The 13,953-nt window shown below is 62.7% G+C and carries 13 protein-coding genes; 9 read left to right on the top strand and 4 right to left on the bottom strand.

Going from position 1 to position 13,953, the window contains the following annotated elements; genetic code table 11:
* Positions 1-412: 412 nt before the first annotated feature.
* Positions 413-1,906 carry a CoA-acylating methylmalonate-semialdehyde dehydrogenase gene (locus IFT44_RS13075; RefSeq protein ID WP_122480266.1) on the bottom strand — a complete coding sequence of 498 codons (1,494 nt, stop codon included), beginning with the start codon at positions 1,904-1,906 and terminating at the stop codon, positions 413-415.
* A 24-nt stretch (positions 1,907-1,930) separates the two neighbouring features.
* Positions 1,931-3,277 (bottom strand): aspartate aminotransferase family protein, encoded by a 1,347-nt coding sequence (locus tag IFT44_RS13070; protein WP_192176003.1) that lies wholly within the window; start codon positions 3,275-3,277, stop codon positions 1,931-1,933.
* A gap of 121 nt (positions 3,278-3,398) precedes the next feature.
* Between IFT44_RS13070 and IFT44_RS13065 the strand changes: the two genes are divergently transcribed.
* The 4 genes from IFT44_RS13065 (at position 3,399) to IFT44_RS13050 (ending at position 6,432) form a co-directional block, all read left to right on the top strand.
* Entirely contained in the window at positions 3,399-4,316 is a 918-nt protein-coding gene (locus tag IFT44_RS13065; protein ID WP_122480268.1) for a LysR family transcriptional regulator, read from the top strand.
* Positions 4,317-4,413: 97 nt separating this feature from the next.
* On the top strand, positions 4,414-5,076 hold the full coding sequence (locus IFT44_RS13060; RefSeq protein WP_122714705.1) for a TetR/AcrR family transcriptional regulator: 663 nt from the start codon (positions 4,414-4,416) through the stop codon (positions 5,074-5,076).
* Between the two features lie 25 nt (positions 5,077-5,101).
* The gene (locus IFT44_RS13055) at positions 5,102-5,692 is read left to right on the top strand and encodes an IMPACT family protein (protein WP_192176002.1); all 591 of its coding nucleotides are present in this window, start codon (positions 5,102-5,104) and stop codon (positions 5,690-5,692) included.
* Positions 5,693-5,748: 56 nt separating this feature from the next.
* Positions 5,749-6,432: an SDR family oxidoreductase gene (locus IFT44_RS13050; protein WP_192059165.1), complete on the top strand. Its 684-nt coding sequence runs from the start codon at positions 5,749-5,751 to the stop codon at positions 6,430-6,432.
* 90 nt (positions 6,433-6,522) lie between these two features.
* Here the strand turns inward: IFT44_RS13050 and IFT44_RS13045 are convergent, their stop codons facing one another.
* Complete coding sequence (locus tag IFT44_RS13045) at positions 6,523-7,614, bottom strand: calcium:proton antiporter (protein WP_122480272.1); 1,092 nt, start codon at positions 7,612-7,614, stop codon at positions 6,523-6,525.
* 94 nt (positions 7,615-7,708) lie between these two features.
* Positions 7,709-8,626 carry a LysR substrate-binding domain-containing protein gene (locus tag IFT44_RS13040; protein WP_122480273.1) on the bottom strand — a complete coding sequence of 306 codons (918 nt, stop codon included), beginning with the start codon at positions 8,624-8,626 and terminating at the stop codon, positions 7,709-7,711.
* Positions 8,627-8,728: 102 nt separating this feature from the next.
* On the opposite strand from IFT44_RS13040, the gene IFT44_RS13035 reads away from it, so the two are divergent.
* From IFT44_RS13035 to fecE, 5 genes are all read left to right on the top strand, one after another.
* Positions 8,729-10,102: an L-serine ammonia-lyase gene (locus tag IFT44_RS13035; RefSeq protein WP_192176001.1), complete on the top strand. Its 1,374-nt coding sequence runs from the start codon at positions 8,729-8,731 to the stop codon at positions 10,100-10,102.
* Between the two features lie 174 nt (positions 10,103-10,276).
* Positions 10,277-11,173, top strand: coding sequence for a Fe(3+) dicitrate ABC transporter substrate-binding protein (locus IFT44_RS13030; RefSeq protein ID WP_244652161.1), 897 nt, complete (start codon positions 10,277-10,279; stop codon positions 11,171-11,173).
* Positions 11,174-12,163 (top strand): iron-dicitrate ABC transporter permease FecC, encoded by a 990-nt coding sequence (fecC, locus tag IFT44_RS13025; RefSeq protein WP_163007692.1) that lies wholly within the window; start codon positions 11,174-11,176, stop codon positions 12,161-12,163. It begins immediately after the preceding gene.
* Complete coding sequence (locus IFT44_RS13020; RefSeq protein ID WP_192137625.1) at positions 12,160-13,128, top strand: iron chelate uptake ABC transporter family permease subunit; 969 nt, start codon at positions 12,160-12,162, stop codon at positions 13,126-13,128. The genes fecC and IFT44_RS13020 overlap by 4 nt, the downstream gene beginning before the upstream one ends.
* 4 nt (positions 13,129-13,132) lie before the next feature.
* Positions 13,133-13,924, top strand: a complete 792-nt coding sequence (gene fecE / locus IFT44_RS13015) for a Fe(3+) dicitrate ABC transporter ATP-binding protein FecE (RefSeq protein ID WP_192059159.1) — start codon at positions 13,133-13,135, stop codon at positions 13,922-13,924.
* Positions 13,925-13,953 lie beyond the last annotated feature (29 nt).

Raw genomic sequence — 13,953 nt, 5'->3', positions numbered from 1 at the left:
TGATTCAATTGTTAAAGAGCGGTGGGTTGATTCTTTCGTCTCAACCGAGGCGCGAATTCTACGCTAGCCTCACATCCTGTCAAGCGTTTATTTCGAAGTATTTGACCAGAAACCTGAACAACTTCAAACACTTGACTCGCTTCGATCACTCGTCAGCGGGAGGCGAATTCTACAGCGTTTCAAACCGCTGTCAACTGCCTTTTTCACCGCTTCCGACCTTGACGATCGAAACCCTTCCGAACCCTCTGAAACGGCCAACTCATTGATTAACAAGGAGTTTATCGTTTCGGCTGCGCCGGAAGTGGGGCGAATTATAGACACATTGAGAGGGGCGTCAACAGGTAATTTCAAAAAACTGTCACATATCCCTAAAAGCAAAGGGCGGGCCTGGCGGCCCGCCCTTTCTCGACGCTTAAAGGCTAGGGAAAGCGAACTGCGAGGCTTCGTGGCTGGCACGTTGCGGCCAGCGCTGGGTAATGGCCTTGCGTCGCGTGTAGAAGCGTACGCCATCCGGGCCATAGGCATGCAGGTCGCCGAACAGGGAGCGCTTCCAGCCGCCGAAGCTGTGATAGGCGACCGGCACCGGCAGCGGTACGTTGACGCCGACCATGCCGACTTCGATCTCGTCGCAGAACAGGCGTGCCGCTTCACCGTCACGGGTGAAGATGCAAGTGCCGTTGCCGTATTCATGGTCGTTGATCAACTGCATGGCCTGCTCGAGGCTTTCGACACGGACGATGCACAACACCGGGCCGAAGATTTCTTCTTTATAGATACGCATCTGTGGAGTGACGTGGTCGAACAGGCACCCGCCGAGGAAGAAGCCTTCTTCGTTGCCCGATACACTCAGACCGCGACCGTCCACGACCAGCTTGGCGCCGGCCTGCTCACCGTCGTCGACATAGCCTGAGACCTTGTCACGGGCCTGGGCGGTCACCAGTGGGCCCATGTCCAGACCACAAGACGTGCCGGCGCCGATCTTCAGCGACTTGATCTGCGGAGTCAGCTTGGCCACGAGGGCGTCGGCGACCTGGTCGCCGACGCACACGGCTACCGAAATGGCCATGCAGCGCTCACCGCAGGAACCGTAGGCTGCGCCCATCAAGGCGCTGACCGCGTTGTCGAGATCAGCGTCGGGCATCAACACCGCGTGGTTTTTCGCGCCACCCAGGGCCTGAACGCGTTTACCGCGACGGGTGCCTTCGCTGTAGATGTACTCGGCGATCGGCGTGGAGCCAACGAAACTCAGTGCCTTGACCTCCGGCGCTTCGATGAGCGCGTCCACCGCGACCTTGTCACCGTGCACGACATTGAGTACGCCAGCCGGGAGGCCCGCCTCCAACAGCAGTTGCGCTATATAGAGTGTAGAGCTGGGATCACGCTCGGACGGCTTGAGGATGAAGCAGTTGCCGCAGACGATGGCCAAGGGGTACATCCACAGCGGGACCATGGCCGGAAAGTTGAACGGCGTGATACCGGCAACGATACCCAGTGGCTGGAAATCGGACCAGGCATCGATATTGGGGCCGACGTTGCGGCTGTACTCACCCTTGAGCACTTCAGGTGCTGCGCAGGCGAACTCGACGTTTTCAATGCCGCGCTTGAGTTCACCTGCAGCGTCTTCCAGCGTTTTACCATGCTCTTCACTGATCATCTGGGCGATCTTGGCTTCGTTCTGCTCGAGCAGTTGCTTGAAACGGAACATCACCTGGGCACGCTTGGCCGCTGGAGTCTTGCGCCAGGCTGGAAACGCGGCCTTGGCGGCGTCGATGGCCAGTTGCACGGTCTCGCGGCTGGCCAGCTGGAGTTTGCGGATGGCCTGGCCGGTCGACGGGTTGAAGACATCGGCCGTACGGTCGCCGCTGGAAACCAGATCGCCGTTGATCAAGTGTTGGATAGTGCTCATGCAATGGGCTCCTTGGGAAAAAGGTCAGTCGATCTGGTTGAGGGCTTCGCCAACAGCATCGAACAGGCGATCGAGGTCTTGCGGCTGGGCGTTGAAGGTTGGGCCGAACTGCAGGGTGTCGCCGCCGAAGCGCACGTAGAATCCGGCTTTCCATAGCTTCATGGACACCTCATAGGGGCGCACGATGGCATCGCCATCGCGTGGCGCCAGCTGGATCGCACCGGCAAGGCCATAGTTGCGAATGTCGACGATGTTCTTCGCGCCCTTGACGCCGTGCAGCACGTTTTCGAAATGCGGTGCCAGCTCGGCGACGTTCTGCACCAGGTTTTCGCGCTGCAGCAGCTCCAGCGCGGCAAGGCCGGCGGCGCAGGCCACAGGGTGCGCCGAGTAGGTATAGCCGTGGGGGAACTCAACGGCGTACTCGGGCGTCGCCTGGTTCATGAAGGTCTGGTAGATCTCGGTGCTGGCGATGACGGCGCCCATCGGAATGGCGCCGTTGGTGATCTGCTTGGCGATGCACATCAGGTCCGGGGTCACGCCGAAGGTGTCGGCGCCGAACATGGCGCCGGTGCGCCCGAAGCCGGTGATGACCTCGTCGAAGATCAGCAGGATATTGTGCTGGTCGCAGATTTCACGCAGGCGCTTGAGGTAGCCCTTGGGCGGTGGCAGTACGCCCGCCGAACCCGCCATGGGCTCGACGATCAGGGCGGCGATGTTGGAAGCGTCGTGCAGCTCGATGACCTTGAGCATTTCATCGGCCAAGGCAATGCCACCCTCCTCCGGCGATCCCTTGGAATAGGTATTGCCCGGCAGCAGGGTATGGGGGATGTGGTCGACATCCATCAGCTGGCCGAACATCTTGCGGTTGCCGTTGACGCCGCCCAGGCTGGTGCCGGCAACGTTGACACCGTGGTAGCCACGGGCCCGGCCAATCATCTTGGTCTTGGTGGCCTGGCCTTTCAGGCGCCAATAGGCACGGACCATTTTCACGGCGGTGTCGCAGCACTCGGAGCCGGAGTTGGTATAGAAGACGTGATTGAGATTGCCGGGAGTCAGGTCGGTGATTTTTTCCGCCAGCTGGAAGGACAGCGGATGGCCGTACTGGAACGCGGGCGAGTAGTCGAGCACACCGAGCTGACGCGACACCGCTTCCTGGATTTCCTTGCGCGTGTGGCCCGCACCGCAGGTCCACAGACCGGAGAGGCTGTCGTAGATCTGCCGGCCCTTGTCGTCGGTCAGCCAGCTGCCTTGGGCCGCGACGATGATCCGCGGGTCACGCTGGAAGCTGCGGTTGGCGGTGTACGGCATCCAGTGAGCATCCAGCTTGAGCTGGCTGGTGATGCCGACAGGGGCGTTCTCGGGCATGTTCATGTGCACAGACCTCATTGAGCGATTGAAGACGCGATGACAAGCGTGTTGCCTCTACGGTGTCACGACGATAAAGTCTGGAAAACCCAACTTTTTCGATCTTCAGTCAGGCAGCTACTAAACTATGAGCCGTCGCCCCGATCCGCTCGCGCAGGTCAGTGATTTCGATATTCGCCTGCTGCGCATCTTTCGCAGCGTGGTGGAGTGCGGCGGCTTTTCTGCGGCGGAAAACGTCCTGGGCATCGGTCGTTCGGCGATCAGCCAGCAGATGAGCGACCTCGAGCAGCGTTTGGGCCTGCGCCTGTGTCAGCGTGGCCGCGCAGGGTTTTCCCTGACCGAAGAAGGCCGCGAGGTCTATCAATCGGCGCTGCAGTTGCTGGCGGCGCTGGAAAGCTTCCGCACCGGCGTCAACGGCCTGCACCAGCACCTGCGTGGCGAGTTGAACATTGGCCTGACCGATAACCTGGTGACGCTGCCGCACATGCGCATCACCCATGCGCTGGCGCAACTCAAGGACCGTGGGCCCGATGTGCGCATCCAGATCCGGATGATCGCGCCCAGCCAGGTCGAGCAGGGCGTGCTCGATGGCAGCTTGCATGTTGGCGTGGTGCCGCAGTCGAGCCCGCTGTCGGGGCTGGAGTACCAGCCGCTGTACAGTGAGCGTTCGTTGTTGTACTGCGCGGTCGGCCACCCGCTGTTCTACGCCAGTGACGAGGCGCTCGATGGCGACCGCCTCAACGCACAGGAAGCCATCGCGCCGACATTTCGTCTGCCAGCCGATATCCAGGCGCGTTATCAGGTGCTCAAGTGCACAGCCAGCGCCTCGGATCGCGAGGGCATGGCGTTTCTGATTCTGACGGGACGCTACATCGGCTACCTGCCCGACCATTACGCCACTTTCTGGGTACAACAGGGGCGTCTGCGGGCGTTGAAACCGAGCGAGCGGTTCTATGACCTGACGTTGTCCTGGGTGACGCGCAAGGGCAGAAGGCCCCATCTGGTGCTGGAAAGCTTTCTGGAAAGCCTGGCGCAGACGCGCTGAAGGATCGTCGTGGTTTATCCATCAAGGCTTGTCGGATCAGGGCGGGTACGCTATCAACGCATCTGCAGTATTCAAACGATCGGTTCGGAAATCGCCCATGAGTCTTGAAGTCCCCGCGCACAGCGCCTCGGCCAGTGGCAAACCTGCCAGCCGCATCCGCCAGAAGAATGAAGAAGCGATTCTAAAAGCGGCCGAAGACGAGTTCGCCCGGCACGGTTTCAAGGGCACCAGCATGAACACCATTGCGTTGAATGCAGGCTTGCCCAAGGCCAACCTGCACTATTACTTCACCAACAAACTCGGCCTGTACATTGCGGTGCTGAGCAACATCATCGAGCTGTGGGACAGCACCTTCAATACGTTGCGCGCCGAGGATGATCCGGCGCAGGCGCTGACCCGCTACATCCGTGCCAAGATGGAGTTCTCGCGCCGCCAGCCACTGGCGTCACGGATCTTCGCGATGGAGATCATCAGCGGCGGCGAGTGCCTGAGCGAGTACTTCAGCCAGGACTACCGCAGCTGGTTCGCGGGGCGTGCCGCGGTGTTCCAGGCCTGGATCGACGCCGGCAAGATGGACCCCGTCGACCCCGTGCACCTGATCTTTCTGCTGTGGGGCAGTACCCAGCATTACGCCGACTTCGCCACGCAGATCTGCCGGGTGACCGGACAGGCGCGCCTGACGCGGCAAGACTTCGAACACGCCAGTGACAACCTGATCCGCATCATTCTGAAAGGATGCGGCTTGACCCCTGCGGTGTGATCACTGCAACAGCCAAGAGATAAGCATGCCTTCTACCCTGCTGGGACCCTGCGAGTACCGCGAGGAGATTCGCAAGAGTCGATTCATCACCCTCGCCGCGCCGATAGCCAGCGTGCAGGACGCCCAGGCCTTCATCGAACAGACCAGTGACCTGGCCGCGACCCATAACTGCTGGGCGTGGAAACTGGGCGATCAGTACCGCAGCAACGACGATGGCGAGCCAGGGGGTACCGCAGGCCGACCGATCCTGGCGGCGATCGAGGCACAGGATTGCGATCAGGTGGTGGTGCTGGTGATTCGCTGGTACGGCGGCGTTCAGTTGGGTACAGGAGGGTTGGCACGTGCCTATGGCGGAGGGGCGAACAAATGCCTGCAGCAGGCGCCCAAGCGCCTGTTGATCGCGCGGGTGGCGGTGAGCTGTTCCTGCACATTCAGTGAGCTGGCCCTGGTCAAGCTTCGGGTGGCCGAGGTTCAGGGGTTGGTGACTGCAGAAGATTTCACCAGCAATGGGGTCGATCTGCAGCTGGCAGTGGCCAGTGAGGCCATCGCTACCCTGGCGCAGCAGCTTGCCGACCTTTCCAGGGGACGGATCGTGCTGCAAGCCGTCGCGTCTTGAGCGCGTCGTTGCTGACAGCGAGTGCTAGTCTGTTTCCTTTGTTCAGGAGAGTGGCAATGACAACTGCAAAGAAAGCGTTGGTGATTGGTGCATCCCGTGGCCTGGGTCTGGGGCTGGTGGAACGCTTGAGCGAAGATGGCTGGGAGGTGACGGCCACGGTTCGCGATCTGGACAAGGTGCCGCCGGCGCTGACGGCCACCGGCGCGAAGGTGGAGGCGCTGGAGATGACTCGCCTGGAGTCCATGGACGCCCTGAGCCTGCGACTGCAGCAGCAGACCTTCGACCTGCTGTTCATCAATGCCGGGGTGTCCGGGCCGGCGGGCTACAACACCGACCAGGCCAGCGATGCAGACATCGGTGAACTGTTCGTCATCAATGCCGTGGCGCCGATCCGTCTGGCCCAGCGCCTGGCGGGCAATGTCGCCGATGGCGGCGCGATCGCCTTCATGAGTTCGGTGCTGGGCAGTGTGGCGATGCCTGAAGGGTCGCCCATGGCCTTGTACAAGGCGAGCAAGGCGGCCTTGAATTCGATGACCAATACCTTCGTGACCGAGTTGGCGCGGCCGCAGTTGACGGTGCTGTCGATGCATCCGGGCTGGGTGAAGACCGACATGGGCGGCGACGGTGCCAGTCTGGACGTTGCCACCAGTACCCGTGGATTGGTGGATGTGATCACCGCGCAGCTGGGCAAGGGTGGGTTGCAGTTTCTCGATTACAGGGGCGAGAAGATCGACTGGTGAGGTCCGAGGGAAGCGGTGGTGTCAGCGGCGGCCTCTTCGCGGGCACTGCCCGCTCCTACAGGATGCGGGCAGTGCCAGTTAGACGGTGGTTTACAGGCCCAGGATCGATAGCATGATGAAGGTCGCGAACAACACGAAGTGAGTCATGCCCTCGATGGCGTTGGTTTCGCCGTCGTTGAGGTTGATCGCGCAGACCAGCAGGGTGATGAAGATCATCACTGTCTGCACCGGTGTCATTGCCATCTGGAACGGCTGGCCGCTGTACAGGGCCAGGCCTTCCATGACCGGTACGGTAAGGATCACCGTTGACAGCGAGGCACCCAGGGCGATGTTGACCACCGACTGCATGCGGTTGGCCAATGCTGCACGCAGTGCAGTCAGGATTTCCGGCGCAGCGGAAATGGCTGCCACCAGAATGGCCGTCATCACCGGTGGTGCGCCGGTGCCCTCGAGACCCAGGTCGATGGTCTTGGACATGACTTCGGCCAGGGCGCCGATGACGACGATACCGAACACCAGGGTACCCACCGACCAACCCAGGTGAACCGGCTTCTCGGGTTCGGTGGTCACGCCCTTGCGCTTCTTCTTTTCCGGATAGTTGTAGCTGAAGAAATAGCTGTGCGGCCCGACCTGCATGCGCAGGAACAAGGCGTAGAGCACCAGCATGGCGCCGATGGTAAAGCCTGAGTAGACCTTCCAGTTGCCCTCAGGGATGAACTCCGGCACCACCATGGACACACCCATGGCGGTGAGGATCATGACGCTGTAGCTGCGCGCTGAATCGTCGTTGTAGGACTGTTCGCCATGCTTGAGCCCGCCCATCAGTGCCGCGAGCCCGAGAATGCCGTTGATGTCGAGCATGACCGCCGAATAGATGGTGTCGCGCACCAGGGTCGGTGATGGCTCGTTGCTCATCATGATGCCCAGTACCACCACTTCGACCAGCACCGCCGACAGGGTGAGGATCATAGTGCCGTAGGGGTCACCGAATTTTTCGGCGAGCAACTCGGCGTGCCCGGCAACTCGCACCGAGGCGAAGATGATCGCCACGACCAGGGCGATACCCGCGCCCAGTGCCATGCCTTGACCATGGCTGAGCAGGTAGTGCTCGGCCGGGAAGGCAATGCATGCGGCGATCACCGCCAGAAGTAGAAATTTTTCCTGCTTGAGTAACGCGATCATGGCCTGCCTTCGCTGATTGCTGCGACCTGTGCCGCTGAAAGTAACTGGATGTAACAAGAATCAGCGGATCAGAGTACGCGACAGCTGCAAAGGTTCAGGGGCAGACCTGTGCCTGGGCCACCAACCAGTCATGGATGGCACGTCGGGTTGGCGTATTGAGTGCGCCTTCGCGGTACGCCAGCACGTATTTCTTGCGGGCCTGGATGGGCCATCCGAACGGCACGATCAGCGAGCCTTGTTCCAGCTCGTCGGTGATCAGCGCGCGACGGGCGATGGCAACACCCATGCCCATGCGCGCCGCATCGATGGTCAGGTGATTGCGATTGAAAGTGTGGCCGCGGCGCACATCGATGCCTTCGGCGCCTATCGCCGAGAGGTAGAACTCCCACTCTGCATATTCATAGCTGCCGCGCCAGGCGGTTATGTCGTGCAGCAATGGGAAGTGCACCAGCTGGCCAGGGCTGTCCAATGGCGGACGACCCTCAAGCAGAGTGGGCGAGCACACCGGGAACAGCTCCTCTTCCAGCAACGGTGTAGTGACCAGGCCTGGGTAGCTGCCATCGTTGAGGTCGATGGCCAGGTCGAAATCGTCGTCACGCAGTGAGCCACTGCTGTCCTCGGCGATCACCCGCAGCTGGAGCTCGGGAAAAGCCCGCTCGAGGCTGGGCAACCGTGGCATCAGCCACTTGCTCAAAAAGGAAGGGATGCTGCGCAGCTTGAACACCCCGCCGATGGTGCCGGAATGCAACAGCCGCAGTTCTTCGTCGATGCGGCTGTGCACTTCGTTGGCGACCACCGCAAGGCGCTGGCCCTGTGCAGTCAATTGCAGGCCGCGACCCACCCGATGGAACAGCGCAAAGCCCAGGCGATCTTCCAATTGCTTCATCTGCTGGCTGATGGCACCGGGGGTCACATGCAATTCATCGGCGCAGCGGGTGAAGGACAGATGCCGCGCGGCGCAGGCAAACACCTGCAGCCAGGCGTGCATTTGGGCATTGAGGATCTTGCTCATCGGTGAGCCCCGCTAAACAGTGACTTAGTAAGTATCGTTTGTCTGAAATGTCTGTCAGGCCAAAGATAAGGCACGAGTGTATAGAGAGAGAATGAGGCAGACATGGCTATCAGCGTATTCGACATGTTCAAGATCGGCATCGGCCCCTCCAGTTCGCATACGGTGGGCCCGATGCGCGCCGCTGCCCTGTTTGCCAAAAATCTCACCGAACAAGGCATGGCACCGCTGGTGGAGCGGATCGAAGCCCGCTTGTATGGCTCGCTGTCTGCCACCGGCATAGGCCATGGCAGTGACCGCGCGACCTTGATGGGCTTGATGGGCGAATGGCCCGATCGGGTCGACCCGGACACCGTCGGGCCTCGGGTCGACGAAGTGATCCAGCGGCAATGCCTGCAGCTGGGCGATCACACGATTCATTTCGACTGGCAGCGCGACATGCTTCTGCTCGATGAGAGCCTGCCCTACCACCCCAATGGCATGACCTTGGTGGCGCACCTGCAGAACGGCGAGGTGCACGAGCAGACCTACTATTCGGTCGGTGGCGGTTTCGTGGTCGATGCCGAGCAGGCTGCCAGCGGTGTGCTGGACAACGACACCACCGTCCTGCCCTACGACTTTTCCTCGGCGGCGCAGTTGCTGAGCCTGTGCAAGCGCACCGGCCTGAGCATTGCGGCACTGATGATGGAAAACGAAAAGGCCTGGCGTTCCGAAGCGCAGATCCGCGAACAGTTGGCGGTGATCTGGCAAGCGATGCAGGCCTGCGTGGATAAAGGTCTGACCGGGCAAGGCATTCTGCCAGGCGGGCTGAACGTGCGCCGCCGGGCCTATCGTCTGCACCAGAACCTGCAGGAGATCGGCAAGCCCAACGTCATTGGCTCCACCCTCAGTGCCATGGAATGGGTCAACGTCTTTGCTCTGGCGGTGAACGAGGAGAATGCCGCCGGCGGGCGCATGGTGACCGCCCCCACCAACGGCGCGGCCGGGATCATTCCGGCGGTGTTGCACTACTACATGAAGTTCTGCCCGGAAGCGTCGGCCGACGACGTGGTCCGGTTTTTCCTGGCAGCTGCGGCGGTAGGCATCCTGTGCAAGAAGAACGCGTCGATTTCCGGCGCCGAGGTGGGCTGCCAGGGTGAAGTGGGTTCGGCTTGCGCCATGGCGGCTGCCGGCTTGGCCGAGGTGCTGGGTGCCACGCCCGAACAGGTCGAGAACGCAGCGGAAATCGGCCTGGAGCACAACCTGGGGCTGACCTGCGATCCGGTCGGAGGGCTGGTCCAGGTGCCGTGCATCGAGCGCAATGCGATTGCCGCGGTCAAGGCGATCAATGCCGCGCAAATAGCGCTGCGCGGTGATGGCGAGCACTTCATCTCGCTGGATCACGCCATCCGGACCATGCGTGACACTGGCGCCGACATGCACGACAAGTACAAGGAAACCTCGCGCGGCGGGTTGGCGGTCAACCTGGTGGAGTGCTGAGTTGCACCCACCGTTTCGAAGGTAAGTCCGAAAGCGCGAAACACTCGTAAAAGAGAATGTTTTTTGATCACGACAGCCTGATATGGAATAGTACCCGCCGTTTTTGCGCGCCCGCCCAGCGCGCAGGTTCCACAGCGAAGGTATTTGTCCATGCGCAGTTCCCGCCTCACCTCGATGATCGTCGCCAGTGCCTTGGCCTTGTGCACACGGCTCATCGTCGCAGCGCCCATCGATATCAATGATGGCCAGCACACCGTCCATCTACCCCAGGCGCCGCAACGTGTGGTGGTGCTGGAGTTCTCCTTTCTCGATAGCCTGGCGGCAGTGGGCGTCACCCCGGTTGGCGCCGCCGACGATGGCGATGCCAATCGCGTATTGCCCAGAGTACGTCAGGCCATTGGTCAGTGGAGCTCGGTGGGCCTGCGCGCCCAGCCCAGCATCGAACAGATCGCGCGGCTCAAGCCTGACCTGATCATTGCCGATCTCAATCGCCATCAGGCGCTGTACGCTGACCTGGCAAGCCTGGCGCCGACCTTGCTGCTGCCCTCGCGCGGGGAAGACTATGAAGGCAGCTTGAAGTCCGCCGAGTTGATTGGCCGGGCGTTGGGCAAGAGCGAGGCGATGCAGGCGCGGATCACGCAGAACCGTCGCAGCCTCGCCGACATCGCCGGGCAGGTGCCCGCCGGTACCAAGGTGCTGTTCGGTGTGGCGCGGGAAGACAGCTTCTCCGTACATGGACCGCACTCCTATGCGGGCAGCGTATTGGCGGCAATCGGTTTGCAGGTTCCGCCGGTACGCAGCAACGCGGCACCGACCGAGTTCGTCAGCCTGGAACAACTGCTGGCGCTGGACCCTGCCTGGCTGCTCGTCGGGCACTACCGGCATCCGAGCCTGGTCAACAGCTGGAGCCAGCAGCCGCTGTGGCAAGTGCTGGGCGCAGTGCGCAATCATCAGGTTGCAGAGGTCGACGGTGACACCTGGGCCCGCAACCGCGGGGTGATGGCGTCCGAGCAGATTGCCGAAGACGCCCTGGCCATTCTCAAGGGCGGCAAAGCCGCCATGACGCCCTGAATGAGGCGTTGGTGGGCGATGGCGCTGGGCACGGTGGTCGTCGCCGGGCTGTTCTGGATGTCGCTGTACGCCTGGTCGCCGTTCACGATCAGCCAGGCGGATGCCTTCAACGGGCTGTTCAGCCAGGGCCGTGAGGGCGGCAACATGGCCTATATCGTCGCCCAGCTGCGGGTGCCACGGGCACTTTGCGCGGCGTTGGTCGGTGCCTGCCTGGGACTGGCCGGTGCATTGATGCAGGGCATTACCCGCAACCGCTTGGCGTCGCCGTCCCTGTTCGGGGTCACGGCAGGCGCCGCGCTGGGCCTGGCGTTGTTCTCCACGGGCCTGGTGGCCCTGCCGTTCGCAGGCGGCGCGTTGCTGATGACGTGTGTGGGGGGTGCCCTGGCCTGGGTGATCGTTTTCAGCCTGGGTGGCGCCTGGTCTCCAGCGGCGGCGCAAGGCCGACTGGTGCTGGCCGGAGTGACCGTAGCGGCACTGTGTGCGGCGTTGACGCGGCTGACCGTGATACTGGTCGAGGCGCAGGCACAGAGCGTGCTCAACTGGCTGGCCGGATCGCTGGCCAACGTCGGTGCTGCGCAACTGCAACTGTTGTGGCCCTGCACTCTGATCGGTGCCCTGTGGGCACTCTTCTGCGCGCCACGCCTGAACCTGGTGAATCTGGGCGAGGATGCGGCTCGCTCGCTGGGCGTCGGTATCGCCGGCCTGCGCCTGCAGGTGTTTTTCGCCAGCCTGCTGCTGGTGGGCGCCAGTGTCTGCGCGGTCGGCCCGATCGGCTTCGTGGGCCTGATCGCACCGAACATTGCCCGGCAATACCTGGGCAACGACTATCGCTGGCTGATTCCGGCAAGCGCCCTGTTGGGTGCGGCGATCGTGCTGGCGGCCGATCTGGTCAGCCGCGCCGTGGCCTTCCCGGCGGAAACGCCGGCCGGGGTGGTGACCGCTCTGATCGGTGCACCGTTCTTCCTCTACCTAGCCAGGCGTACGCAATGACCCGGCCCTACCCTCGCCTGCTGATCCTGCTGGCACTGTTGCTCGCTGCCTTGTGGCTGAGCCTGAGCGCAGGCACCTCCTGGCTGGCGCCAAGTGCAGTGTTCGAGCTGTTGCTGGCGCATGACCCGCTGGACTTCGAGGTGTGGAACCACCGCCTGCCGCGCGGGCTGATCGCGATCCTGACCGGCAGCGCCCTGGGCCTGGCCGGCGCCCTGGTGCAGGGGGTGATTCGCAACCCGCTGGCTTCCCCGGAGATTCTGGGGGTGACCCAGGGCGCCGGGCTGGCCCTGACCATTGCCATCATCGCGGTACCGCAGCTGCCCTTTACCTGGCTGCCGCTGGTGGCCGGCGTGGGCGGCGCCGGCGGCGCACTGCTGCTGGCGCTGTACAACAGCGGTGTGAGTTTTTCCGGCGTGCGCTTTGCGTTGTCCGGGGTGGCGATCGCCGTGACCCTGTCGAGCATCACCGAGTTTCTGATTCTGTCGCACCCGCTGGACATCAACACGGCGTTGCTGGCCTTGACGGGCAGCCTGTGGAGCCGCAGTTGGCATCATCTGGCGCTGGCCCTGCCGTTCGTGGTGCTGATGCCATTGGCGCTGGGCCTGGCGAAACCGCTGAACCTGATCGGCCTGGGCGACGAAGCAGCCCACAGCCTGGGTACCGCACTCAAGCGCACACGCTGGCTGGCGATGGGCGCAGCGGTGCTGTTGAGCAGCCTGGGGGTGGGCATCATCGGCCCGGTTGGCTTTCTTGGCTTGGTCGCGCCGCACATGGCGCGCCGCCTGGTGGGCGGGCATCATCAGCACCTGCTGCCGGCCTCGATGCTGATCGGTGCTCTGTTGCTGGTGCTGGCCGACACGCTGGGACGCACACTGATCGCGCCCAGCGAGATCCCGGCGGGCGTTCTGACCGCGGTCATCGGCGCACCTTACTTTCTCTGGCTGCTGGCACGCTTCAAGGGCTGACATCATGAGCATCATCAAGGCCGACGGCGTCGATATCGGCTACGGCGCCACGCCTATCGTACGCAATCTCTCGTTCACCCCGCCTGCCGGGCAAGTCACCGCGCTGATCGGGCCCAATGGCTGTGGCAAGTCGACGCTGCTCAAGGCCCTGGCACGCATCATCACGCCGCAATGCGGGACGGTGAGCCTGGATGGCCAACCCTACGCGCAGCTGTCGTCGCGCGCGTTGGCGCAGCATGTGGCGTTCCTGCCGCAGGTATTGCCCATTCCCGAAGGGGTCAGCGTTGCCCAACTGGTGGCCTATGGGCGCAGCCCGCACAACAGCTTCTGGGGGCGCCTGAGCGGCACGGACCGCAATGCCGTGGAGCAGGCCCTGCAGCGCATGGGCCTGGAATCACTGGCCGACACCGCGCTGGCGGACCTCTCCGGCGGCCAGCGGCAAAGGGCCTGGCTGGCCATGGTGCTGGCGCAGGATACGCCGGTGGTGTTGCTCGACGAACCCACGACCTACCTGGATATCAGCCATCAGGTCGAGCTGCTCGACCTGATGCGCCAGCTTGCCGCCGAAGGCAAGACCGTGGTTACGGTGTTGCACGATATCAACCAGGCCTGCCGCTACGCCGATCATCTGGCGGTGATGCATCAAGGTCGCCTGGTGGCCGATGGTCCGCCTGGGCAGGTCGTCGATGCCCAATTGATGCAGCAGGTATTCGAGGTGCAGGTGCAGATCGTCCGTGAGCCGGTGGCGGGCACGCCGATGTGCGTGGTGGAAAAAAGCACGCGCGCCTCGACGTGAATGGCCTGGCATCCGACCGGGGCTGGCCC

It is taken from the genome of Pseudomonas sp. CFBP 13710, assembly GCF_014842235.1.
Taxonomy (GTDB): domain Bacteria; phylum Pseudomonadota; class Gammaproteobacteria; order Pseudomonadales; family Pseudomonadaceae; genus Aquipseudomonas; species Aquipseudomonas baltica.
The sequence above is the reverse complement of the archived record's forward strand: the minus strand, read 5'-3'. Positions and strand labels throughout refer to the sequence as shown.